Source organism: Aureispira sp. CCB-E (assembly GCF_031326345.1).
Taxonomy (GTDB): domain Bacteria; phylum Bacteroidota; class Bacteroidia; order Chitinophagales; family Saprospiraceae; genus Aureispira.
On sequence record NZ_CP133671.1, the window covers coordinates 3,320,160 to 3,344,483 of the forward strand.

At 34.7% G+C, this 24,324-nt stretch carries 20 protein-coding genes and 3 tRNA genes; 15 read left to right on the forward strand and 8 right to left on the reverse strand.

Annotated features, from left to right (window positions below; genetic code table 11):
• Positions 1–51: 51 nt before the first annotated feature.
• Positions 52–2,274: a M43 family zinc metalloprotease gene (locus QP953_RS12830; RefSeq protein WP_052595344.1), complete on the reverse strand. Its 2,223-nt coding sequence runs from the start codon at positions 2,272–2,274 to the stop codon at positions 52–54.
• 314 nt (positions 2,275–2,588) lie between these two features.
• Here QP953_RS12830 and QP953_RS12835 point away from each other — a divergent pair, with 314 nt between their 5' ends.
• The 6 genes from QP953_RS12835 (at position 2,589) to QP953_RS12860 (ending at position 7,944) form a co-directional block, all read left to right on the forward strand.
• Complete coding sequence (locus QP953_RS12835) at positions 2,589–3,281, forward strand: hypothetical protein (protein WP_309555346.1); 693 nt, start codon at positions 2,589–2,591, stop codon at positions 3,279–3,281.
• 6 nt (positions 3,282–3,287) lie between these two features.
• Positions 3,288–3,848 (forward strand): RNA polymerase sigma factor, encoded by a 561-nt coding sequence (locus tag QP953_RS12840; protein WP_231512776.1) that lies wholly within the window; start codon positions 3,288–3,290, stop codon positions 3,846–3,848.
• Positions 3,838–5,664, forward strand: coding sequence for a hypothetical protein (locus QP953_RS12845; protein WP_309555347.1), 1,827 nt, complete (start codon positions 3,838–3,840; stop codon positions 5,662–5,664). The genes QP953_RS12840 and QP953_RS12845 overlap by 11 nt, the downstream gene beginning before the upstream one ends.
• 276 nt (positions 5,665–5,940) lie before the next feature.
• The gene (locus tag QP953_RS12850; protein WP_052595337.1) at positions 5,941–6,507 is read left to right on the forward strand and encodes a Crp/Fnr family transcriptional regulator; all 567 of its coding nucleotides are present in this window, start codon (positions 5,941–5,943) and stop codon (positions 6,505–6,507) included.
• A gap of 70 nt (positions 6,508–6,577) precedes the next feature.
• Positions 6,578–7,039 (forward strand): hypothetical protein, encoded by a 462-nt coding sequence (locus QP953_RS12855; RefSeq protein WP_309555348.1) that lies wholly within the window; start codon positions 6,578–6,580, stop codon positions 7,037–7,039.
• A 185-nt stretch (positions 7,040–7,224) separates the two neighbouring features.
• Positions 7,225–7,944 carry a phosphoglycerate mutase family protein gene (locus tag QP953_RS12860; protein WP_309555349.1) on the forward strand — a complete coding sequence of 240 codons (720 nt, stop codon included), beginning with the start codon at positions 7,225–7,227 and terminating at the stop codon, positions 7,942–7,944.
• A gap of 112 nt (positions 7,945–8,056) precedes the next feature.
• On the opposite strand, the gene QP953_RS12865 is transcribed toward QP953_RS12860, so the two are convergent.
• A complete protein-coding gene (locus tag QP953_RS12865; RefSeq protein WP_309555351.1) occupies positions 8,057–9,103 on the reverse strand; it encodes an OmpA family protein in 1,047 nt (348 codons plus the stop codon).
• A gap of 537 nt (positions 9,104–9,640) precedes the next feature.
• Here QP953_RS12865 and QP953_RS12870 point away from each other — a divergent pair.
• Together QP953_RS12870 and QP953_RS12875 are read left to right on the forward strand one after the other, a co-directional pair.
• A complete protein-coding gene (locus tag QP953_RS12870) occupies positions 9,641–9,973 on the forward strand; it encodes a hypothetical protein (protein WP_052595328.1) in 333 nt (110 codons plus the stop codon).
• A gap of 198 nt (positions 9,974–10,171) precedes the next feature.
• Positions 10,172–10,522, forward strand: coding sequence for a phasin family protein (locus QP953_RS12875; protein ID WP_052595326.1), 351 nt, complete (start codon positions 10,172–10,174; stop codon positions 10,520–10,522).
• A 77-nt stretch (positions 10,523–10,599) separates the two neighbouring features.
• Here the strand turns inward: QP953_RS12875 and QP953_RS12880 are convergent, their stop codons facing one another.
• From QP953_RS12880 to QP953_RS12900, 5 genes are all read right to left on the reverse strand, one after another.
• Entirely contained in the window at positions 10,600–11,316 is a 717-nt protein-coding gene (locus QP953_RS12880; protein WP_052595324.1) for a LytTR family DNA-binding domain-containing protein, read from the reverse strand.
• Positions 11,313–12,398 (reverse strand): sensor histidine kinase, encoded by a 1,086-nt coding sequence (locus QP953_RS12885; RefSeq protein ID WP_052595322.1) that lies wholly within the window; start codon positions 12,396–12,398, stop codon positions 11,313–11,315. Before QP953_RS12885 ends, QP953_RS12880 begins: the two co-directional genes overlap by 4 nt.
• A gap of 88 nt (positions 12,399–12,486) precedes the next feature.
• Positions 12,487–12,558: transfer RNA gene (locus tag QP953_RS12890), tRNA-Glu, on the reverse strand.
• A 40-nt stretch (positions 12,559–12,598) separates the two neighbouring features.
• A tRNA-Glu gene (locus QP953_RS12895) sits at positions 12,599–12,670 on the reverse strand.
• A 36-nt stretch (positions 12,671–12,706) separates the two neighbouring features.
• Positions 12,707–12,781, reverse strand: a tRNA-Glu gene (locus tag QP953_RS12900).
• 198 nt (positions 12,782–12,979) lie between these two features.
• Between QP953_RS12900 and gap the strand changes: the two genes are divergently transcribed.
• The 5 genes from gap (at position 12,980) to QP953_RS12925 (ending at position 18,969) form a co-directional block, all read left to right on the forward strand.
• Complete coding sequence (gene gap / locus QP953_RS12905) at positions 12,980–13,969, forward strand: type I glyceraldehyde-3-phosphate dehydrogenase (RefSeq protein ID WP_052595321.1); 990 nt, start codon at positions 12,980–12,982, stop codon at positions 13,967–13,969.
• A gap of 514 nt (positions 13,970–14,483) precedes the next feature.
• Entirely contained in the window at positions 14,484–14,957 is a 474-nt protein-coding gene (locus QP953_RS12910; RefSeq protein ID WP_309555353.1) for a hypothetical protein, read from the forward strand.
• A complete protein-coding gene (locus QP953_RS12915) occupies positions 14,954–15,337 on the forward strand; it encodes a hypothetical protein (protein ID WP_309555354.1) in 384 nt (127 codons plus the stop codon). Before QP953_RS12910 ends, QP953_RS12915 begins: the two co-directional genes overlap by 4 nt.
• A 452-nt stretch (positions 15,338–15,789) precedes the next feature.
• The gene (locus QP953_RS12920; protein ID WP_309555355.1) at positions 15,790–15,969 is read left to right on the forward strand and encodes a hypothetical protein; all 180 of its coding nucleotides are present in this window, start codon (positions 15,790–15,792) and stop codon (positions 15,967–15,969) included.
• A 108-nt stretch (positions 15,970–16,077) separates the two neighbouring features.
• Complete coding sequence (locus QP953_RS12925; RefSeq protein WP_309555357.1) at positions 16,078–18,969, forward strand: insulinase family protein; 2,892 nt, start codon at positions 16,078–16,080, stop codon at positions 18,967–18,969.
• 74 nt (positions 18,970–19,043) lie between these two features.
• On the opposite strand, the gene QP953_RS12930 is transcribed toward QP953_RS12925, so the two are convergent.
• On the reverse strand, positions 19,044–20,042 hold the full coding sequence (locus QP953_RS12930) for an isoaspartyl peptidase/L-asparaginase family protein (protein WP_052595315.1): 999 nt from the start codon (positions 20,040–20,042) through the stop codon (positions 19,044–19,046).
• Positions 20,043–20,470: 428 nt separating this feature from the next.
• On the opposite strand from QP953_RS12930, the gene QP953_RS12935 reads away from it, so the two are divergent.
• A complete protein-coding gene (locus tag QP953_RS12935) occupies positions 20,471–21,025 on the forward strand; it encodes a 3'-5' exonuclease (RefSeq protein ID WP_309555359.1) in 555 nt (184 codons plus the stop codon).
• Positions 21,026–21,334: 309 nt separating this feature from the next.
• A complete protein-coding gene (locus tag QP953_RS12940) occupies positions 21,335–24,151 on the forward strand; it encodes a CHAT domain-containing tetratricopeptide repeat protein (protein WP_309555361.1) in 2,817 nt (938 codons plus the stop codon).
• Positions 24,152–24,324 lie beyond the last annotated feature (173 nt).

Below are 24,324 nucleotides of genomic sequence, written 5' to 3' on the forward strand. Positions count from 1 at the left end.
TTACTCCGAAGAGTAATTGCTTTGCACATTTGTCATGTAGTGTAACTGAACTTAGCGTTTGATGACAAAAGGTTTGTTGGTAACGGTTGTTGTTGCGTTTTCTATGATAACGCTATAGACTCCAGCAGGTAGCTGTTCTACAGATAATTCTAAAATATCAGATTGAGCATTATTAATAGTGTGTGTTGTCGTATACTGAACAGCACCCAACATACTAATTACTTTAACCGTTAACTCATCATCTGCTTTGAATTGTCTAAAGTTTAGACTAATAATTTGATTGGCAGGGTTAGGGAATAAATCCACTTCTGCTTTGTTAGCAATTTTTTCTACGCTAGTTGTAAGAGCATCATTGGTTTCATTTCCTGATCCAGGGTATACACTAAGTACATCTCCTTTAGCTCGATCGTTGTCTGTTATCATAACCATCGGAGAAGGAACGTTGTTACAACCATAAACATAGACATAGTCAATAGCAATTCCGTCAGTCGTAGCACCATAATTGTCATACTGTTGGAAACGGATAACAAATTCTTCACTTAGTGTTAGGCTATTGGCAGTAGCCAAAGCAGCCAAGTCAAGTGTAACAGCTGTCCAAGTGTTGTTGGCTGCTCCCGTTAGGTCATGGACCTTAACAAAGTTCTCACCACCATCGTCTGATAAATAAACGCCATCTTGTGTATGTGTTTCATCTAAAAACTCTTTCCATCTGAAGAGTATCTTAGGACTAGTACATCCAGATAAGTCAACTCTTAAATCAGCTTGATTGGTAGCATAGTTATTATTAGTATTGACATCCATCACCAAGTGATAGGCTCCAGAATAAGGACCATTGGCATTGGTCAATTCAGCACGTCCAAATTCGTTAGAACTTTGCGTCAACCAGTAATTATCTAATACACCAGAGTTGAAGTTGGTGAAATATGGAATTTTTGCATAGCCACTTTGGTTACAATTGGCTGCATATACATACATGTAATCAATGTTAAAATCTCCTGTACAACCTGCTTCAGGATCAACCAATTTGATAACTACTTTTCCATCTTGTGTATGATTAGAAATATTGTAAACATAAACATAGGTATAACCGCTGCTACAGTTGGTAGTTGATAAAGTAAAATCACGTTGGTATTGTCCGTCAATGTGCACTTCGCTATGATTGTTTTGCCAACCACCTTTGAGTAACAATCTTAGTTTGTCTGTACCAGCAGGCACGTCAAACTCTACACTAACAAAGTCTCCGCCAGAAGCAGAACAAGAACCAACACGTAGTTGTTGAGGATCGCTGTCACAGTTATAAACAGTAGTTAGTGATGTATTGGCAGAAACAGTATAATTGTGGCTAGTAACATCGGTACCAAGGTTGTGAGAACCTACAAAATCATACGTAAAACAAGAACAGGTCAAATAAGCTCTATCGTTGATGGCACTATAACGAAGACGAGCAATTTGCCCAGGCGTGAATACTGTTCTACAGCTTTTTCTGGAATACGACATATAGTTGGTCGTTTGTGGCGTATAGCTATCACCATTTGCATCTACATCAGTACCTGTATAAACACAAGAACCATTTACTTTACCTGATAAATTAGGATCGGCAGGAGTGTCACAAATTTGATCACCAGCAGTACTACAGTTGCTACCATTGACTAGCTCATTACCAGCGTTGTGGGTGTGACGAACAGAAAAGTAATGCCCAAATTCGTGAATCAATGTGCTTCCATTGGTGGTACAGCCGTTGGCCATGAAAATTCTATCGGCACCTCCAGGATAGTAGGCATATCCGCAGTAAGAACTTCCTGCACCATTAGAAACGGTATTACAATGAAAGACATTTACTACATTAGAAACTTCATAAGCTGCTGCTAAAGCTGCTTCTTCGGAGGTTTCAAAAGTGTAATAAGTATCGTCGTTTACATAGGCTCTACTACACTCGTAGAACTGTACATTGGCAACCGCATAAGCGGCATTTAATCCATCCATTGCATTTTGTAAATTGGTATTGGAGATTCCTCCTGTACCATCTGTTTTACGGACAATAATGTGTCGAACAGGAATATAAATTGTTCCTGAACGCCCATTGTCAACATAACTTTGGCGCTCTCTCAGGGTTCTGTTCATGTAGTCAAGTTGCCCTTGAGTTGCGTGTGTAGCACATTCTTGGTGTGGTGTTCCATGACTGTGCAAATGTTGTTGTGCATTTTGTGCATTGAGTACAAATCCTGTGCATAGTAAGAAAAGGATTAGTGGGAAATTTTTCTTTAAACTTTTCATGTTTAAATTTTGGGGAAGTGGTGAATAAAATTTGGTTATGGGACGTTTAAATACAAAATCTCAAAGTAATCATACTTTGTTGTTGAATGTATAACTGGCTATCTTTTAATTCAAACTACAATAAAAAAAATATAAAACAAAATCTTGATTCTATTTTTTTGGATAATTTTTTATTAATTTAATATAAATATATTGTTGTAACTCTAGCGTGTATGCTGTTTGAGGACAATCTGATAATAGTGTTGTAAATAAAAAAAAATAGATACTTCCAACCTATCAAAATTTAAAGACGTCTTAAAAGAAAATGATATGCTATGGGGTTAAAAATTTTTTGCTTTTTTATTCTGGGGATTTTTGCTTGTTCTAAAGTAAATCAGTGGAAACAGCCAACTCAAGTTTGTTTTGAGATTGACCTAGAAGAAGAGACCATTATGGACGGTGCTTTATTTTTTAAAAATGGTTATATTGTAATTGAGTCCTTTCAGTTTGATGGCAAAAGAGTGCAAGGGGCAGATGTTTATTTTACAAAACATTATGAGCAGAAGATTAATACAACTTTTGGAGCGGCAAATGTAGAAGGATTAGAGTTTGATGTCCCGCAAGGTACTTATACAGGAATCAATCTAGAAATAAAAACCGTACCCAACAAAGAAGAAGCTAATATGGTAATTGATGGAATTTTTAAAAATTCTTTCGGTACTTCTTATCCTATTCGCTTTGAGTTGAATCAATTGGAAACATTTTCAATAGTAGGCAAAGATTTGATTGAGAACGATAAAGAAGTTGACTTGCTTCAAAATTCTAAAACAAAGGCAACTATTTTGCTCAATCCTGCTAAATGGTTTGCTGTTTTGCCCAAAAAAGCTTTAGAAAAGGCAGAAAAAGTTTCGGTTAAAGGAATAAATACTATATTGATTAACAGTAAAATCAATAAACAATTATATGAAGACATTGTAACTTCGTTAAAAAATAATGCTATTGAAGCGATTTTTGTAAAACAAAGCTAACTGAGCGTGAAAGATAATTTGGATATAAACGATATTTCGGAGAGAGAACTCGTGCAACGTTGCATTGCCAACGAGCGCCAGTACCAAGAATTGCTCTATCGAAAATATGCAGACCAAATGTATAGTGTTTGTCTTTCTTATAACAACGATGAAGATGCTGCTTGTGATATTCTCCAAGATGGCTTTATCAAGGTTTTTAGAAAATTGGAACAATTCAATTTTGAAAGCTCTCTAAAAGGTTGGGTAAGACGAATTATTATCAATACTGCATTAGACCACTACCGAAAACAAAAACGACACGAAGAAAAACTAGAATCCTATACACAGGTGGCAATAAGTCCAACGATTGGCAATGTTTTAGAGCAAATAGATGCCCAAGACTTAATTGCTTTGGTCAATGAGTTGCCTTCTAGAGCTGCGATGGTGCTCAAGCTTTATGCCGTAGAAGGATACAATCATAAAGAAATTGCTGAAAAGCTTGACATTAGTGAAGGAACCTCAAAGTCTCAGCTACACCGTGCAAGAACATTATTAAAACAGTTGCTGAGTAAGAATAATGAAAAGTAATTTGGACCAACATATTGATGCAAAAATAAAGACTTCTTTTGATGCTTATCAAAAGCAAGCACCTACAGACCTCTGGGGGCGTATTGTTGGCAAAATGGATTTGGAAGAGGCTGTGGATAAATCTTTAGATGAAAAAGTGTACGCAGCTCATTCTGAGATACCAATACAGAAAGCTCCTTTGGGTATATGGCAAAAGGTTGAAAAAAATCTAGATGAAACGCCTTCAATAGATGCAGTACTAGATGAGAAAATCAAAGATGGTTTTTTGTCAAATACTAAAAATATAGCACCTGCTTTTTTGTGGGGGGCTATTTCTGATGAATTAAGCAGTTCTGCAACATCCATAGATGAAGTTTTAGACAACAAATTAAAACAAGGCTTTCTTTCACAAGAATCTAAGAAAACACCCAATAGAGTATGGTATGCTGTTAGTCGCCAACTGAATATCGACAAAACTTGGGAACGCATTAGTAAAGTGCTGGACAAAGAGCCTATTGTAAGTGATTGGAGTGGGCGTATGTTAGCTTTTCTAGCCAGTGCGGTCTTGTTGTTGTTGTTATTAAAAACTTGTACACATAAACCTTATACTATTCCAAGTACTGATTTCGTTCAACAGTTGCAAAATAAGGAATCAAATGATCAGGTACTGATGCCTTTAGTAACTAAAAAAGATCCTACAAATACCCCATCAGGTGTATCTAAACCTGTTATTGCTCCATTATCAAAAAAACCTAATAATAGATTAGCATCAAGAAACTCTAATAATTCAAAGGATACCAAAACAAAAAAGAAAAAATTAATAGCTCAGTTTCCAACCCAAAGGGGACTTCATTCGTCTTCTAACAAACTGTCGAGTAATAAGCAAGTTGATGTATCCAAAAAAGTACTGGCAGTTGATTCTAAAAAAGAAACAAGTTCTGATAATGAATTACCAATTGTAGCTAGTGAAATTGAAAAAGGTTTCTTGCCAAGTCATGCAGCAACAAGTAGCCAGCCTATTGATTCTAAAGGGACAAAAGTGAGCCCGTCGGATGCTAATTTCCTTAAAAATAAGGAGGCTCTTGTAGCAAAAAAACAATTCGATATAATATGGCTGGATCGTTCTACAATAAATCCTTTAGCAATAGGTCATACGGTGGAGCCAATTCGGTTGTTGGACGAAATGAAACTAGAACGAAAAGCAAAAAAGAATTTGGTAGAAGGAAAGTTGGAAGCTGGTGCTTTTATGGTCGTTAATTCAACAATGTTGTTGAATAATGAAACTAGAGAGGGATTTGACCAAAATAGTTTAACTACAAATTACTTTGGTTTGGCTGCTAATTATGGCTTATGGGCATCGTATCAAATTATTCCTAAAGGGGCTTTGGTTGCTGAATTCTCAATTAATGCCGATAATCGACAAGCATATGGCATGTATCAAAAAGGTGTCTTTTATATCAAAGAGTGGGTCATGAAATACAATAGGCTCTCATTGGCATACAAGCATGCTATCTGGCAAACAAATAGCAAAAAGCTCGTTAATACAAAGGTAGTAGCACAAGCGGGGATTTATGTAGGAGTGATGAGAGAAGCGAAATTATTTTACGATGGTGTTCTATTTTTTGACAAACAATCAGATTATCATCAATTTGATGTTGGATTTAAAGTGGCATTGGGGCAAGAAGTACTGATTGATAAATTTGTATTAGGGTATGGGCTTCGTTCGGATATTGGCGCATCTAATATCTTTAAAGGAAATAGTGTGTTGAATGCTAACGAGGATAAAACCAATATCATCCATTTAGGAGGATATGTTCTCCTAGGCTATCGCTTTTAGTTCAATTAGTATACTAAAAATGGCAAATAGTTGGAATTTGTCAAAACTTTAACATTTTGTTAAGAAAAATATACAATATAAAAGAAACTTGATTTTTAGTTTAAACGTTTAAGCATATAGGTAGAAAGATTGACTACCTTTCTACCATGCTTTTTACAAGTTTCTAATAAAATAATAGGTTTGTAATTTAGCAATTTTTGTACTGTTTTTTCAGAGGCTTCTCATTGCAAGGGGGGGCCTCTTTTCTTTTTGAGCCTTAACTTAGAATGATATTATATGGATGTTATCAGGGCATATTTGAACCGCATGGTACCTTTGAGTGATAACGATTGGGAGATTTTTTCATCAAAACTGGTGCTACAAGAGTTGCCTAAAAAAGCAATTCTTTTGGAGGTGGGAAAGGTTGAACAGCGGCTTTCTTTTGTTGAAAAAGGCATTGTCCGACTTTTTATTCCAAAATTCGAAAACGATATAACTTTTGGGTTTTGTTTTGACAATGAATTTGTTAGTGCTTATGATTCTTTCCTTACTCAATTGCCCAGTGCTTGCAAGATAGAGACATTGACTCCAAGTCGTATTTGGAGTTTGTCTTATGATGATTTACAATCTATTTATGTCGAAACTTCTATCGGAAATACCATAGGGAGACTTGCCGCAGAGAATTTGTACAAAATCAAGGCACAAAGAGAACTGTCGTTGTTGAACGATACAGCGGAGGAGCGATATTTGAAGTTATTTCACGAACGTCCAGAACTGTTGCAATTTATCCCACTAAAATATTTGGCTTCTTATATAGGGATTACTCCTCAAGCTTTGAGTAGAATTAGAAAGCGCATTTCTTAACTTGGGTTCATTGTTTCGTTGATTTAGTTGTTGCACTTTTGTGAAAATTTAAACAACTAGAATAAAACATATGAAACCATTAATTGTACTATTGACGAGCTTTTTAATTTTAGTATTCATTACCAAAAAGAATCAAAGATTTCGAATAGCTCTTTCTGCTAGAATAGCTTTGTCTATTATGCTGTGTTTTACTGCAATTGCCCATTTTGTCTTTACAGAGGGCATGGCTATGATGTTGCCAGCGATAGTTCCGTTCAAAATCCCAATTGTATATGGGACTGGATTATTGGAGATAGGAGCAGCAGTAATGTTGCATATTCCCAAATATCAAAAAGCAATCGCTTGGTTTTTATTAGGCTTTTTTATCCTATTATTACCTGCGAATATTAATGCCGCAATTTTAGAGGTCGACTATCAAAATGGAACTTATGACGGGAATGGAGTAGCCTACTTATGGTTTAGGATACCGCTTCAAGTCTTGTTTATTCTTTGGACTTATTTTAGTGCCATTAGAGTGCCAATGAGTAAATAGTCATCATTCATCATATTTAATCGGTTGTAGGTTATAGAATGAGGTAAAATTATTTTTCTTTAAAACTAGTACACATTCGTCTGAAAAAATGTTATAATAAGAATGTTAGTTATACTACTTAGCTGCGCTGCTACTGCGTGGTTTTTACGAACTATTGAAAGGATAAAAAATAAACCAATAAGAGAATGGTAGAATTAAAGTGGCCCAACCGATTGACCGTTATTCGACATGGAGAATCAGAGCAGAACGTAGCTTTGGATCTCTTTCAGCACGATTTAGAAGGTGTTTTAGCCAAACAAAAGAAAATAAGAGATGCTGATATTCAATTGACAAAAAAAGGATTTTGGCAAGCAACAGAGACGGGAAAATACCTGAATACTATTTCGCCATTTGACATTTGCTTTGTATCACCTTATTGTAGAACACTTCAAACTATTGAAGCCATCCAAAAAGAATTGGACTATAAGTTATTAGTTTACAATGATTTTCGATTGCGAGAGAAAGAGTTTGGCAGGCTGCATGGTTTTACAACCAAAGAAATTAAAGCTAAATATCCTGATGAGTATGAAGATAGAGAACGAGATGGCAAGTTTTATTATCGATTGCCACGAGGAGAAAATTACCCTGATGTATGTGATCGTATTTATAGTTTTTTGTCTAAATTAAGTAGAGATTATGCGGGGCAAAATGTCTTAATCATCACCCACCAAGTTCCCTATATTTTGTTTAAATCGCTTTTTGAGCATTTAAATGAAGCAGAGATATTGGCATTGCCCAAGCCTCCTAATTGTGCTATTGAACAGTTTGAGTTAGAAACAGGAAAACATCCAGAAGGAAGACTCGTACAGAAAATCTTTAATTATGTTGCCTATAATCCAAGTGATTGGATAGAGAAAAAACAGTAGTAAGGTTGTTTAGTGATAATGATAAGAGGTGGATTTAGTATTAATAATACTCCGCTGCTTTTTTACTTTTTGGGGCAATTACTCAAAGTAGTAGTAGCGTAGCTAACTATTGTCAAAGGTCTTGAATTAAAAATTCTACTCGACGATTTTTCTTTCGACCACTCTCATTTTCATTGCTTGCGACTGGTTTTGTTTCTCCAAAACCTGCGAATTTCAAACGTTTCTTGTCGATACCTTCTTGAATAAGGTAATGGTAGATTGTTTGCGCTCGGTTGGTTGATAATTCCAAATTAGCTTCTTGGCTTCCTACATTGTCAGTATGCCCATGAATAGCAATGCAGATATTAGGATGTTCTAAGAGGTTTTGAAGCAAAAGGTCAAGATTGGGGAAAGATTCTTGTTCTAAGATAGCTGTACCACTTTTAAAAATAATATTATCTAAAACAATCGTAGTCCCCACTTCCATCTTGATAGGGAGGGGTGTTGGTGGTTCTATCGGCAAATCTTTTGCTTCACAAACAATTACATCGTCAATGGCAATGCAACCATCCATGGCACTTTTGTACTCGGTGAGAAACTGTCCAATGCATAGATGTGTATGTGCTTCAGTAGCAACAAAAGTACCAGCTAATTTTTGCCAACTATGAGGTCGACAAGCCTTTTTTTGAGGCGGAGCAACTTGGGGCTGTTCATCAATATAACGTTGTGTTTGTTGTATGACCCCGTCGTGGAACCAGCAACCAAAACGAGGGTTTTTCTGAGGCATAGGATGGTTTTTCCCAATTAAAGCCATGTACCAAAATTCAGCATAGTATGTTTTTCCTTTCTCTAAAGGTTGTTTTAACCGAACTTGTATGTATTCTGTCCATACTCCCATGTTGTTGATAATGCCCACGCTATTTTTGCCAGTTCTAGCGATAGGGATTTTATAAGAACGACTAAGGTCATTAAGATGAGATGTCAATATATCAGGGGTAGCTAAGCTTGCTGATTGCCAGTCTTGAATAGTGGAATCAAAGTCAATGACATTGGCTGAAAATTTGGAAGGAGCTAGGGTTTTTAATTGTTCGAAGCTGGGATTGGGAACTAGATTCGTATTCTGAGCAATAGTTGTATCATAAATAAGATGGCAAAGTAGACAGAAAAATAGAGGCTTCATGCTAATATTTGTAACAAGAGTATTTAATTTGAATTACTGTCTTTTCATAAGTCAAAACTTTAAATAGGTTACAATAAAATGTGTAGAAAATGCTTTTTTTCCCAAAAAAGCAAAAAGTAGCTAAACTATCTCTCTTTTTTTAGTTTAAAAAATATGACAAAATTACCTCTCGACAACTTGGCATATTCAAAATGACAGGAAAAATGAACTATTCGAAAAAAGATAGTTTAAAATAAAATAATTTAATACACTTGATTTTATTGTTGATTTAATGAGTAGCTTTTTTTTTATTAAAAAAGTAACTTAATAAAGTTTATTTTATTTTATTTTTAATAAAAGTTTATAATATTATTTTTTATCGAAAACTGTAAAATCGGGTTGTAAATTCCAAAAAAATTGTAGTACATTTGTTGCATCACTAAGATTCAATACCAATAGAATCATCAACAATCAATCGTTTGGGATGATAAAAAAGCACTTTTTTTGTCATCCCTATTTTGAACAATAATTAAACTATCAATTAAAAAGTAAATTAAAATGGCAATTACAGATATTGTAACAGAAACGGTAAAAGATGTTTTCGCATTGAGCAAGAACATTGCTAAAGTAGTAAAAGAGGAAGTTGTAGGTTTTAATGGTGGTGATGATTATGACTACGAAGAAGAAGAATCTAGAGATAGAAAATCAATGTTTAAATATATTGAGACATTCGAAACAAAAGCTAAAGAAGTGATTGCATCTGCCTTCTCTGGTTTTAAAACTTCTAAATCAGAAGAACAAGAGGAATTGGAAGAGCGTATTGCTGCTTTGGAAGCCAAATTGAGCAAATTGGTAGAAGAAAGTTTAGAAGCACTTCGCAAAGAAGACTAATCAATACGTTTATCATCAACATTTATGGTCACTCAATCTATGAGATATTTATCTAATTCATTGTATAGGTAAATCTGTTGCAATGAATTAGATAAAACATGGATTACTATAATACAATAGTTCGTTAAAAACACAGAGTGATAGTAGTGGTGTAGCAATTAACGAATTATTACTACTAATAATACAAGTTATACTAAAATGGAAAATCTAATCAAGAAGGTCCTGTATACAGGAGTTGGCATTGTTGCTGCTACAACAGAGCGACTACAAAATTCTATTGATGAATTGGTAGAAAAAGGAAAAATCTCTGAAGAAGAGGGGAAAAAGGTCGTGGATGATGTTGTGAAAAATGCAGAAACTCAACGCCCTCAATTCGAGAATAGATTTAAAAAAATAGTAGATTCAGCCTTTGATAAGTTAAACTTACCTCAAAGTGATTCTTTTTCAAAAATGGAAAAGCGTATCAAATCTTTGGAAGTCAAAGTTGGGCTTTTGGCCAAAGAAGTTGAACGTCAAAGATTAGAGCGGAAAGAGGCTGAAAAAAAATAAGTGCTTTGGCACATGATTTAAGTAGTTTTTTTGGGTAAGTTTTTATAGAAGGTCTGCTGGAGAGCAGACCTTTTTTGTTATTTAAAAAGCTTTTCTAAAATGGTTTTTTTGTAAGTTTTTCCAATTGGTAATTCTAGTGGGAGTTTTAAAATGATGTTGCCGTTTTGGTAGCTTTGAATTTGTGGTAGAGCAACAATATAAGAACGATGAATGCGAATAAACTGATGATCGGGAAGGTCAGCTTCCAGTCGCTTCATAGAGTTTAATTCGATAATTTTGCCTTGAGTGGTATGATAACGAACATACTCTTTGAGAGATTCGATATAAATAATATCTTTTAAGAAAATTTTGTGATGCTTGTGTTCTGAATGCACCATAATAAACTGCTCTTGTCGTTCCTGTTGTTGCTCAAATAGGTTTGCTTTGTGACTGAGGTCAAGTGTTGTTACAATTTTTTGAATAGCTTGTGCAAATCGATCAAAAGCAATTGGTTTTAGTAGATAATCGACGGCAGCTAATTCAAACCCTTGTACAGCATAGTTGGGGTAGGCTGTTGTAAAAATGACGCTGGGTTTGTTTTCTCCCAAATGCCTTAAAAAATCAATTCCTGATTGTTGGGGCATCTGAATATCTAAAAATATCAGGTCAATATGTTGTCGTTCTAAGACTTCTTGCGCTTCATGGGCAGATTTACAAAGTGCTACTAGTTCTAATTCAGGCACTTTGGAAATATAGGCTTGTAACATTTCTCTAGCAAGTTGCTCATCGTCTACAATTAAGCATTTTATAGTCATATCAATTCAATCATTAATTTAATTTGAAAGCTAGTTGGATTTCTATCAATTTGTAATTGATGTTTGTTTTTGTATAATAAATCTAATCGCTTTTGAACATTTTCTATTCCGATTCCCATATATTCGTCAGGAACATTTTCTTGTGTATTGGATTTGGAAAGGTTATTACTTACCTCAAAAAGTAATTTATTTTTTTGATTCTGGAGATTTATTTTTATCCAACGTTTGTTGTTGTTATCATGGTCGTAACTGTGTTTAAAGGCATTTTCAATAAAGGGAATTAAAAGCATGGGTTCAATTTGCAGTTCATGAAGCGAAGGGTCAATGTTTAGTTGAATGTCCTGAAAGTTCTGATCTCTCCATTTTTGGAAGTAAATATAGTTGTTTAGATAGTTAATTTCTTTGCTAATCGAAACTTTATCATTTTGACAATCGTAAGTGACGTATCGCAACATATCTGACAACTTTAGTACAAACTCTCCTGCTTTATCGGGTTTTAGTTGGACGATGGCGTATAGATTGTTCATAGCATTGAACAAAAAGTGTGGGTTAATTTGGCGCCTTAGGAGCTTTAACTCATTTTTTAAGTTAGTAGCCTTTAATTTTATCTCTTGCCGATCTCTTTGTATAAATTCAAGCGCCAAACCGTAGAGAGAGCTTATAAATAGGACTAAAATAGTAATCAAACCAACAACAGAGCTAGGAAAGCTAGCATCACTTCTATCGGTATTAATTACTTCTCCATTTTGTTTTAGTTCAAATAATAAGGATACCTCTACATTGGTTATGATATTGACAAATTCAAAAGCATATTCAATAAAAAAAAAGGCAAAAGGAGTAATGATAGCATAAGCTATAAAAGGGTAGTACCAAGCAAATCCTTTGCGCCGAAAGAGTTGTCTAATCACAAATAAGTTGTTGCCATAAGCTATCATGATAATAACACTGATGGGAATCAATGTTCTGACAATGGCAATAGGGAAACCAAACAACATTGTATTAAAGGTCAAAGGACTTGCCATGAAAAGCAACCAAAAGGTAACGTGGGCGAGAATTACTTTGGTATTGTTTTTTTTGTTCATGAAACAATGTTGAGTAGAGCAAAATATAAAGAAAGATACAAAATAAAAATAAAAAAAGGAATACCCTATATGTAGAGCATTCCTTTAGTAGTCCATAGGGGAATCGAACCCCTCTTACCAGGATGAAAACCTGGCGTCCTAGCCGATAGACGAATGGACCATATCAAACTTTAAAGCCTGAAAAAATCTTGTAAAAATAGTAGTCCATAGGGGAATCGAACCCCTCTTACCAGGATGAAAACCTGGCGTCCTAGCCGATAGACGAATGGACCATATCAAACTTTAAAGCCTGAAAAATCTTGTAAAAATGGTAGTCCATAGGGGAATCGAACCCCTCTTACCAGGATGAAAACCTGGCGTCCTAGCCGATAGACGAATGGACCGTTGTGTTGACTTGTTCAACATTGCTGTGCAAATATAAGCGAGTTTTTTTTATTTGCAAAAGAATTGTCGAAAAAAAATTCTATCTTTCTAAGAAAACTATCCTGTATCAATTGTTGTTATTAACCCAGAATACTTAAAAAAGGTTCAAAATCAAGGTTTTTTATTCAAGAAAAAATTTAAAAATAAAACATAAAAAAATGGCAAAAAAAATTGCAATAAATGGGTTTGGTCGTATCGGGCGACTAACTTTAAGGAATTTAATTGTTAGAGATGACGTAGAAATTGTAGGAATAAATGACTTAACAGATACCGCTACTTTGGCTCATTTATTCGAGTATGATTCATCGCACCGTCGTTTTAATGGGACAGTAGCCGTAGATGGAGATACATTGATTGTAAATGGCAAAAAAATTCCAACATTTTCTAAACGAAATCCAGAAGAGTTGCCTTGGAAAGAGCTAGAGGTAGATGTTGTTTTGGAATGCACGGGTTTCTTTAGAAAAAAAGAACAAGCGATGTTGCACATTAAGGCGGGAGCAAAAAAGGTGCTCTTGTCAGCACCAGCTAAAAGCGATGGCATCCCAACAATTGTGAAAGGGGTCAATGATGCTCTGCTAAAAGGAGAGGATTTAATTGTCTCGAATGCTTCTTGCACAACAAACTGTTTGGCTCCTTTGGTAAAAGTTATAGATGAAAATTGGGGCATTCAATATGGTTTTATGAGTACGATTCATGCTTATACTGCCAATCAAAAATTGCAAGATGCTCCTCACTCTGATTTGCGTAGAGCAAGAGCAGCTGCTCTGAATATGATTCCTACTACAACTGGTGCCGCCAATGCTTTGGCTTTGGTAATGCCTTCTGTAAAAGGAAAAATAAGTGCCTCTAGTATTCGAGTGCCTGTGTCTACAGGGTCTTTGGTAGAATTAGTGTGTGCTTTGGACAAATCTGTAGACGAAGCGACCGTAAACGCCACTTTCCAAGCTGCTGCTGAAGGGGGGTTGAAAGGAATATTGGAGTATTCTGAAAAACCTTTGGTATCAACAGACATTATCTCTAATCCTTCGTCTAGTATTTTTGATGCTCCTTTAACAACCATTCATAATGGTATGCTAAAAGTGACTGCTTGGTATGACAATGAGGCTGGATATTCTGCTCGTCTGGCAGAGTTGGCTACCATGATTTAGATAAATCATTCTTTTATATCTCTGCATCGGTTTGATTGTTATTGTCTTAGGAGTTAGGTTGTTAGTCTATATCTTGACGGGCAATCAAACTGATGTGATTTTTTATAGTTTAGAAGCTGTTATGTGTTTTGTAGAAATAAATGGAATGGGGGATTGGGAGTAGTTGTACATAATTAAAAATCTAAAGTCCTCTTATATTAGTATTTTAATGTTTATTAGACTTGGGGTTGAAAGTCAGAAAATAGCATTGATATTTTAAATCCCTCTTAAGGTAAAAGGGAGTGATTAAAACTAAAATCATATATACAAAGAAACGACTAAGAATGAGATACTCGTAATTGATTCTTAAAATAAATTTCATAATTCTACTAAATCTGACAAGACAAGATAAGTGATTTTACAAAAACTATTTTACACACTCGTACTATTTATTCTTCTTATAAGTTGTCAAAGAGATAAAAATCCATGTTTACTCTCCAAAGATATATTAAATGCTATCAAAACTCAAGATAGTTTGATTAGTCTGCCCGAGATTCAAGAAAGGTATCAAGAATGGTCTAGGGAAAGAGAAGAGCCAGTTCTTATAAATTATGGGAAAGAGGCTTATAGGTTTTCATGGAGTCATACATTTGGTGGAGCTGAAGTTTACAGAATAGAAAAGAAAAATAATCGTTATAGTGCTACAGTGAAAATTTATGTTTCAGCATTTGGTACCTATGAGGACTCACTTGTACATTCTAGTGAAAAGTGGATTTCTGAAGCCACTTGGATTGAAATTACAGAAGGACTGAATGAAAATTCGTTTTGGACATATCCTCCAACTATAGAAAGAAGAGGGTTAGACGGGGCAGTATGGTCGCTAGAAGGATACAATCCAACAAAAAATAAATGCACAAGGCAAAATTACCATAACATAGGTCGGTGGTCTCCAATAGACTCTATTTTTGTATCAATGTGCGATTTATTCATGAATTTAAAAGAAAGATGAGAAAAAGTATAAATAGGGTACAAGACCTATTAAATTCTAATCATGGCAGAAAATATGGTTGGTTTATTGAATTGAATGATGAAATTATTGGAGAATTAAAAAATCCAAAGTATGTTGATATGTTTTGGGAAGCTTATGAAATTATTCCTTTAAATGATAAAAAAGAAACTTTTGTAAACTCTTATTTTACATGGAACAACCCTAAACTAAAATTTAAAAATAAAACCATGAATGAATATGCTCTTTATGCTTATCCATCTATGCTCCTCAATCCACAAAACTCAATGAATGGGGTCGTAAATATGAGAGGTCTTTATTTGCTTCCAAAAGGAATATTTGAAAGTTTCTTATTCAGATTACTTTCTATTTTTCATAAGTGAAGGAATCTAGAAAAATAGTCTACCACTGAAAATTGAGGGAACCATATACTCCCGTTATTAACGGTAATTACAATTTTAAAGTAATAAAAGTACTGTGTCCCCTTAAATTAGGACTACTAATTCAGTTTACAAATAAATTCAACCTTTTCTCCATTCTTTAATAAAAGAGAAATCAATTTTCATTAATTTTGCCTTTGCAAGAAGCTATAAATGTATGGAAAAATTATCCTTTATTTGGATTGTATTATTTTCCTTATTGTCAATGCCAAGATGGGAGAATAGATAGTCTATATACAAAAGATTTTTTAAGCCTTTCTAAAAATCACATTGCCTCAAGAATAATTGGAGTGCCAAGTTTATAAAAGCAATAGACTTAAAAGAAAAAAGAAATCATTGTAAATGAGACTATTCTAGAAATACAACACAACTGATATAAAAACTTTCATTTAGAAATGAATCAAAAGAAGCCTTATCAATTTCTAATGGATGATGAATTAAGGGAAAAATTTATATCCAAGCTGACACCTATGCCCAACCTAAAAAAGGACAGGAAATGCTTGGTTAAAGCAGCTCGATATCCTACTGAAGCTAATAAAGTAGGAAAGAATGGAATGACAGTTATGATGATTTAGTAAGGGATTACTACAATACAACCTTATAAAAACAAAATTATGAATTTTAAAAAAATAGGATGGCTGACATGGTTATGTTTGTGTGTCGGAATATCCTGTAACAGAAATATGCAAACAAAACTAAATTCGGACGGAACATACGCTTTTGAAACGGTAGAAGATGACCCAATGGGGGTGAAAATATACACCTTAGCCAATGGTTTAAAGGTTTATATGAGTGTCAACAAAGATGCACCAAGAATTCAAACTATGATTGCTACCCGTGCAGGTTCTAAAAATGACCCTTCGGATGCTACAGGCTTGGCGCACTATTTAGAGCATATGTTATTCAAAGGAACAAGCAAAATTGCTTCGTTGGATTGGGAAAAAGAAAAAGTATTGTTGCAACAAATTTCTGACTTATATGAGCAACACCGAGCAGCTAAGCCAGAAGAACGTAGTGCTATTTATCATCAAATAGATTCTCTTTCGGGGTTGGCAGCTCAATATGTTGCAGCGAATGAGTACGATCAAATGGCTTCTTCGTTAGGGGCAGAAGGAACCAATGCATTCACTTCTTTGGATCGAACCGTTTATATTAATGATATTCCATCGAATGAAGTGGAAAAATGGTTGAAACTAGAATCTGAGCGTTTTAGCGAATTGGTTTTGCGCTTGTTTCATACCGAGTTAGAAGCTGTTTACGAAGAGTATAACATAGCACAGGGGAAAGATAGTCGGAAAGTTTTTGCTGCTTTTTTGAAAGGTTTATTGCCTAATCATCCCTATGGTACTCAAACGACAATAGGAACAGGGGAGCATTTAAAAACGCCTTCTATGCAAAAAATCCACGATTATTTTAATACTTATTATGTACCCAATAATATGTCGATCATCCTTTCAGGAGATTTTGACCCCAATCAGATGGCAAAACTGATTGATAAGTATTGGGGAAAATTAAAATCTAAGAAAGTTCCTAAATGGAAAGCACCTGAATCTGCGCCTCTAACAAAAGTGAATTCAATAGATATTTATGGCAAAGAAAAAGCTAATTTCCAAATAGGTTGGTTGCTGGATGGTGCTGGTTCTGATGAGGCATTGAAAGCTCAATTGGCAGCAGGTATTTTATACAATCGAAAAGCAGGATTATTGGATATGAACCTGATCCAAAAGCAAGCTATTGGGCAACGCAGTGCTGCGGGCGCTTGGTCTGCTAATGACCATTCGTTCTTTTACCTATATGGCGAGCCAAGGGTGAATCAAGCCTTAGAATCTGTGAAAGATTTAATGATGAAAGAGCTAGAGCGTTTGAAGTTGGGTGATTTTGAAGATTGGATGCTAGAGGCTGTTATTAATAATCTGGAAGTACAAGAAATTCGCAAGTTAGAATCTAATTCTGGACGGGCATTTAGTATGTTGGATGCTTTTATTTTTGATATGCCTTGGAAAGAGGCTTGCGAAAAGTATCAAAAAATGAGAGCATTCACCAAACAGGATATCATTGATTTTGCAAATGCAAAACTACGTATGGATAATTATGTAGTGGTATACAAAAGAGAGGGAGAAGATAAAAATGTGACAAAAGTTGAAAAACCTGTGATTACACCTGTGAAATTGAACCGAGAGGTTATGTCTGCTTTTAGAAAAGGATTTGAGGAAATAGAGTCGCCTCGTCAAGAGCCTATGTTCTTAGATTATAATAAAAGCATATCTAGCCAGACCTTGAAAGGAGGAATAGAGCTAGATTATATTAAAAACAGGAACAATCAAACGTTCGAATTAGCATATATTATCGAAATGGGCAGTCATAATGTACGAGAGTTACCGATTGCTTTGCGTTATTTGAAGTTTTTAGGGACCGATCGATATTCTCCTCAAGAGCTACAACAAGAATTTTTTAAGTTGGGATTGTCATTTAGTGTACGTGCTCAGTCGGATGTTTCTTATATTAGTTTAGTAGGACTAGATCGCTCTTTCGAGAAAGGTGTAGAGTTGTTTGAGCATATATTGGCGAATGCGAAACCCGATGAAGACGTGCTAAAAAAATTAGTTGGAGATGTAAAAAAGAATCGTGAAGACGAGAAAAAAGATAAGCGTCAAATTTTGCAACGAGCAATGTTAAGTTATGCTTATTATGGAGATCAATCGCCATTAAAAGGTCGTTTGGACGAAAGACGGTTGGATGTTTTGACTCCCAAGGATTTAATGAAAGTAATCAATAAATTAACCAAATTAGAGCATAAAATCTTCTTTTTTGGTTCAAAAAGCCAATCTGAAGTAGCAACTGTATTGGAAAAATACCATCAAGTGCCCGAAAAATTGGAACCTCTCGTTCCTGAACGTACATTTGTGCAATTAGAAACCAATAGCAATAAGGTTGTCTTTGTCGATTATAAAGCAATGCCGCAGGTAGAAATTTTGATGGTTTCTAAAGGAACACCAACGTTTGATTTGGAAGAAAATACAATAGCTCGGTTATATAATGAATACTTTGGAGCAGGTTTGTCTTCTATTGTTTTTCAAGAAATTCGAGAATCTAGAGCTTTGGCCTATTCTGCGTATGCTTATAGTGCTTCTCCAGATCGAAAAGATAAAGCACATTATTTAATGGCTTTTGTCGGAACACAAGCAGACAAAATGAAAGAGGCAATTCCTGCAATGACTGGAATTATTCAAGAAATGCCTGTGGCAGAAGAACAAGTATTAAATGCCGTAGAAGCAATTCTTAAAAAAATGGAAACTGAGCGGATTACAGGGGCTGATATTTTCTGGGATCGTCGATCCAATGCTCGTTTAGGTTTGGATAAAGATATTAGAGTAGAAGAATATCAAATGTACCAAGAACTGGCGAAGAGCAAAACAGCCGCAGTGGAGGCTTTAAAGGCTTATCATGCGTCTAAAATTAAAGATCGTAAGTTTACCATTTTAGTATTGGGAGATAAGGATAAGTTGGATATGAATTATTTAAAATCCTTAGGGGCATTTGAAGAGGTGACACTAAAAGACCTTTTTGGATATTAGTCTTAGAGTGCTTCGAAATAAAGAAGACAATGGAACATTTGGGCTTGCTAAATGTTCCATTGTTATTAAAAAAACTACCACTTTTTGATAAATTTGGTGTCAACTAGTTCATTTTTATCGTTGGTTCGCAAGGCGTAGTTAAAACCATTATAAATAGAAAAGCCTCCTGTTTCTCCTTTTTTGTTGAGTGCCAAGAATCCGACTTGTTGTCCTTCTGTAGAACTATGTTTGGACATAATTCTTTCAACGGCCATTTCGCAAGCCTTTTGGGGAGAATACCCTTGGCGCATCAATTCTACAACTAAAAAACTCCCCACAACTCGAATAACCATTTCGCCAACTCCAGTAGCACAAGCTCCTCCAACTTCGTTGTCAACGTATAGAGAGGCACCAATAATAGGAGAATCCCCTACACGACCGTGCATTTTGTAAGCCATGCCACTTGTTGTGCAAGCACCAGACATATTTCCATCTTTATCAATAGCAAGCATACTAATGGTATCGTGATTTTCAATATTTACAGGAGTTGTATAATTGGACGTTTTTTTCCATTCAAGCCATGCATTTTTAGATTGCTCTGTCAATAAGTTTTTTCGTTGAAAGCCTTCTTGAACGGCAAAATCTTGGGCTCCTTTTCCAACTAATAAGACATGAGGTGTCTTTTCCATAACCAAACGAGCAACAGCAATAGGGTTCTCTATTTCTTCGATGCAAGCCACAGCGCCACAGTTTCCTTCATGATCCATGATACAGGCATCCAAAGTTACGTGACCATCTCGGTCGGGGCTACCTCCAATTCCAACAGAAGTATTGCTAGGATCTGATTCGGTAACCATAACCCCTTTTTCTACGGCATCCAAAGCAGTTCCATTATTTTCAAGGACATTCCAAGCAGCAGCATTGGCTTCCATACCGTGAGACCATGTTGAAATAATAATAGGATGAGTTGGTGTTTCTGAAACGGTTTTTTCGGATGTAGCATTGGAAGCAGAAGGTTGGCTTGTACAAGATAGTCCCAAAAGACTACTGCTACCTGTAATACCTAAAAGTTTTAAAAAATTACGTCGTATCATGATTGGATGCTTGTCTGATGTCTAACTGTTTTTATACTAAATAATCGTTCAGAAAAAACTATATAAAAAACAACCTTCTTTTAGCCCGCTACCATGAAGTAGCACTGCACTGTTCCTCTTCGATTAGCACTAAAAATAAACCTATTTTTAGTTATATTTTTTCTGCCCACTTACTTAAATCTTTCAAAATGCTTTCTTTGAAGGCGTTTTGCAGTAATATTTCAAGGTAAGAAAAATTTAATAGATTGCCTTATTCGATGGATTTATATTTGTTGATTTGGAACTATTTTGTTTTTTAATTAGGTTATTAAAAAATTCAGCATTATACCTATTTTAGTGCTTTGTTGAAAGCATAGCATAATCAACGACCACGAAGTGGCAGCATAGCTAACTCTTATAGTTGATTTTAAAATTTAAAAAACAACTCAATGAAAAATAGAAGAAAGAATTATATTATATTGGATTTGGAAGCTACTTGTTGGCGAGAAAAAGGAAAATCTACCAATGAAATTATAGAAATTGGAGCTGTTTGTATTGATGAAAATAAGAACGAATTAGGAGAATATTGTAGTTTTGTTAAACCAAAATTAAATCCTACCTTATCAGAGTTCTGTACAGAATTAACGACAATAGAACAGCATGATGTTGATGCTGCTCCTCTTTTTCCTGAAGTATTGTATGATTTTTTAGACTGGGTAGAATCTTTTGGAGAGACTTACCTCTTATGCTCTTGGGGATTTTATGATCGTACTCAGTTTAAGAAAGATTGCGAGTTGCATGGATTGAATACAAACTGGTTAATCCCCCACATTAGTTTAAAACACCAATATGCAGATATTCACAATTTGCCGCGACCTATCGGCATGAAAGGAGCATTGAGGAGAGAGCAGATTCCTTTAGAAGGGACACATCATAGAGGGATTGATGATGCTAGAAACATTGCCAAAATTTTTATTAATAATTTTGAATATTGGAGACAGTAATGTTGGCTACTAGTTTATGGACGTACCTATAGGCAATCGTTTGTTAGGGCTATGAGGGAGTCGTTTCAACCAATTATCGTAGTATAATAAAGTAATAATAATATTATATAAACAATTATTGTATCAGTAGGATTTTATTTTTGCCTATAAAACATTATTAATTATCGAGTTGTATTGTATAAGAGGGGAATAGTAATTTTTCAGTTTTTAAGTCTCAAAAGGTAGAATGTATTTAGGGATGACAAAAAATGGAGTATGCTATTTTGTTACACCAATTGATTCCTACTATTTATTATTTAAAATTACTTTATGCGTTACATTTGCTTGAGTTTGTTTTTTCTTACTGCAATGAATATTAATGGGCAGTGGATAAAGAAATATACTTTATCTGAATTTGATTCTATTTGTGTGACGTTGAGTCGAAAAGGACAGTTTTTACAGCTAAAGAATTATGCCAACGAGTTTTTGTTGCAGGCAAAAAATGCAAATGATACATTATATAGAAGAAGTGCCACCTGTTTTTTAATTGATGCAGAAAGAAAATTATCAAATTATGAAATAGCAGAAAATTATTCGTATCAATTATTGGAGCTCTTCAGTGAACAAGATAAGTCAACTCATTATTTAGGTTATGTTCGGGGACTGCTTTTTTTAGGAGGAATATATTATGAATTAGGGCGTTTTAATGAAGCTGAAGTGCAGTTTTTTGAGGCTAGAAATATTTTAAAAAAATATGATAACAAAGGAAAAAATTATGGAAGCGTATTAAATAACTTGGCAGCAATTAACCTGAATAAGGGAAATTCAGAAAAAGCCAAAGAATATATGTTAGAATCTTTAGCGATCACTAAAAATAGTCTGGGGGTAAAAGATAAAGACTATTGTCTTGAACTAAGTAATTTAGCACTTGTATACGAATCGCAAGGAGAAATTAAAAAAGCAGAAGAATACCTACTAGAGGCTCTTAGTGTTAATAATAAATATTCTAAAAATAATTATTTACTGCGCAGTAGGTTGTTGATTGAAATAGGGCGATTGTATTCTAAAAATGATGCTACTCAAAAAGCCAAGCCTTTTTTGAAAGAAGCCTTTGATTTGTTAAAGGAGAAATTAGGGGTTAGAAACGAGCATACAATGTTCGCAATGGTTAATTTAGGTATCATGGAGTATTACAAAGAGGATTACTTAGGAGGTCTAGGTTATGCTAAAGCGTGTTTTGCTATTAATAGTAATTATTCTGTGGATACTAGTAGTTTGGAGATGTTACTAGATAAATTGCCTAAGACAGATGTTTTGTCGTTGAATATTTTAAGTCGAAATTTAGAGTTGTTGGAGCATTTACTAATTAAACTTTATGATAAAACTAAGAATAGGCATTGGTTGAGGTGTTTGTATAAAACATATTTGGCATGGAATGCCATCAACAACAAACATAGATACACCTTTGCTTTTGAAGAAGATAAGTTAAATTTAGTACGAAAAAATGCCTTGTATGCGCCCAAAGGAATCGCTGCGGCTCTAGAGTTGGATTGTGAAGAGTGCTTGTGGAATGCTTTTTTGTTGGCAGAAGAAAATAAATCCATGTTGTTGGCAGAGGCATTGAAATCTGAAGGAAACAACAAGTTTGGAAAAATTCCTATTACATTGTTACAAAAAGAAAAAAAACTACAAAAAAAAATAATTGAAATAAAAAAAAGCTTAGGCGAATCAAGTGCTGAATTGCTTGATAAAGATAGTTTGAGAGGTGTGCTTAGTCAAATGAATAAAGAGGTCGTTCAGTTTAGAAGTGAAATCAAACTTACCTATCCTAAGTATTATGAAAAGGAATTTTTGTTGAATACGTTAACACTGAAACAAACACAAGGATTACTTCAGGACAACCAAGCACTAATTGAATATTTGGTGGCTCCTAAAAAGACCTATATTTTTCTGATTAGAACTAAAAGTATTAAGGTTTATCAGCTCGATGTTGATAAAAAGGAGATAAAAACTAAAGTAGACCGTTTCAGAAAAATGCTCATTGATACGGAAGAAGAAAATACAAACAATCAAGAGACGGTGCGACTTTTTGCGCATACAGGATACTGGTTTTATCAAAACTTACTAAAACCTGTTCTAGATGATCAGGATGCTCACATTGATCATTTGACAATTGTTCCAGATGGTATTTTAGGAGTGCTTCCTTTCGAAACATTTTTAACTGAATTGCCAGATACAAATACCATAATATCTTACGAACAATTGCCTTACCTTTTGCAAGACTATCAATTAAATTATAGTTATTCTGTGACATTGCTAGACGAGAATAAGAAAGCATCCAACCAGCTTCATAACAACAATGTCTTGGCATATGCTGCTTCTTATGCGGATGCGGGTGATTCTAATTTGGCAGATAAAACAAGATCTAAATACCTATTAGATATAAGAACCCAATTGACAGACATACCTGAAGCATTACTCGAAGTAGAAATGCTGAAAAATAAATTTGAAGGAACATTTAGAGTTAAGGGTAAAGCTAGTGAATCTAATTTTAAAAAAGATATACAGAATAACTTTGCTGTTGTTCATTTGGCGATGCATAGTATTATGGATAAAGAAAAACCGCTTTTGTCTGCTCTTGCTTTTGCAGAAACTCAGGATACTTTGGAAGATGACTTTTTACAAGCCTATGAGATATCTCAGCTCGATTTGCAAACGAACTTAGTCGTACTTTCTGCTTGTGAAACGGGCGTAGGGAAATTAGAACAAGGAGAAGGCATGATGAGTTTAGCCCGTTCGTTTATGTATGCTGGAACACCATCTTTAGTAGTTTCTCTTTGGCGAATAAATGATTTATCAACAGCTGTGTTAATGGAATTATTTTACAAATATCTGTCAAGAGGAGAGAATAAAGCTAGGGCTTTGCAAAGTGCCAAAAAAGAATATCTAGCGAAGGTAACTGGTGAAGCAAGCCACCCAGCATATTGGGCTCCCTTTGTTCAATTAGGAAACAGCAGTCCTATTTTTGTCCAACCTAAAAAGACAAGCAATTGGAAAGTTATAAAAATGATTCTTGGAATTTTATTCGTCTTATTATTTGTTCTGATTATATTTAAGATTCAATTTTTTGTAAAAAAGCGATATTAGCTCGATTATCAGTGCGGTATGTTTGAATTGTGTTGTTATAATTAATACAATTTCGTTGTGCTACTGCGTGAACGCTTTGCTTTTAGTTAGCTGCGTTGCTATTTCGTGGTATTAACAGAGTACTAAAAAAATGCAAAGTATTGAATGAAAAATAATAAAAAGCTATTAAAGAT

Bases quoted from the DNA above. Each gene is read 5' to 3' on its own strand.
- QP953_RS12870 (WP_052595328.1), top strand. From the start codon at position 9,641: ATGGCAATTACAGATATTGTAACAGAAACGGTAAAAGATGTTTTCGCA.
- QP953_RS12935 (WP_309555359.1), top strand. From the start codon at position 20,471: ATGAAAAATAGAAGAAAGAATTATATTATATTGGATTTGGAAGCTACT.
- QP953_RS12855 (WP_309555348.1), top strand. From the start codon at position 6,578: ATGAAACCATTAATTGTACTATTGACGAGCTTTTTAATTTTAGTATTC.
- QP953_RS12835 (WP_309555346.1), top strand. From the start codon at position 2,589: ATGGGGTTAAAAATTTTTTGCTTTTTTATTCTGGGGATTTTTGCTTGT.
- gap (WP_052595321.1), top strand. From the start codon at position 12,980: ATGGCAAAAAAAATTGCAATAAATGGGTTTGGTCGTATCGGGCGACTA.
- QP953_RS12865 (WP_309555351.1), bottom strand. From the start codon at position 9,103: ATGAAGCCTCTATTTTTCTGTCTACTTTGCCATCTTATTTATGATACA.
- QP953_RS12830 (WP_052595344.1), bottom strand. From the start codon at position 2,274: ATGAAAAGTTTAAAGAAAAATTTCCCACTAATCCTTTTCTTACTATGC.
- QP953_RS12940 (WP_309555361.1), top strand. From the start codon at position 21,335: ATGCGTTACATTTGCTTGAGTTTGTTTTTTCTTACTGCAATGAATATT.
- QP953_RS12885 (WP_052595322.1), bottom strand. From the start codon at position 12,398: ATGAACAAAAAAAACAATACCAAAGTAATTCTCGCCCACGTTACCTTT.
- QP953_RS12875 (WP_052595326.1), top strand. From the start codon at position 10,172: ATGGAAAATCTAATCAAGAAGGTCCTGTATACAGGAGTTGGCATTGTT.
- QP953_RS12925 (WP_309555357.1), top strand. From the start codon at position 16,078: ATGCAAACAAAACTAAATTCGGACGGAACATACGCTTTTGAAACGGTA.
- QP953_RS12880 (WP_052595324.1), bottom strand. From the start codon at position 11,316: ATGACTATAAAATGCTTAATTGTAGACGATGAGCAACTTGCTAGAGAA.
- QP953_RS12920 (WP_309555355.1), top strand. From the start codon at position 15,790: ATGAATCAAAAGAAGCCTTATCAATTTCTAATGGATGATGAATTAAGG.
- QP953_RS12915 (WP_309555354.1), top strand. From the start codon at position 14,954: ATGAGAAAAAGTATAAATAGGGTACAAGACCTATTAAATTCTAATCAT.
- QP953_RS12860 (WP_309555349.1), top strand. From the start codon at position 7,225: ATGGTAGAATTAAAGTGGCCCAACCGATTGACCGTTATTCGACATGGA.
- QP953_RS12850 (WP_052595337.1), top strand. From the start codon at position 5,941: ATGGATGTTATCAGGGCATATTTGAACCGCATGGTACCTTTGAGTGAT.
- QP953_RS12930 (WP_052595315.1), bottom strand. From the start codon at position 20,042: ATGATACGACGTAATTTTTTAAAACTTTTAGGTATTACAGGTAGCAGT.
- QP953_RS12845 (WP_309555347.1), top strand. From the start codon at position 3,838: ATGAAAAGTAATTTGGACCAACATATTGATGCAAAAATAAAGACTTCT.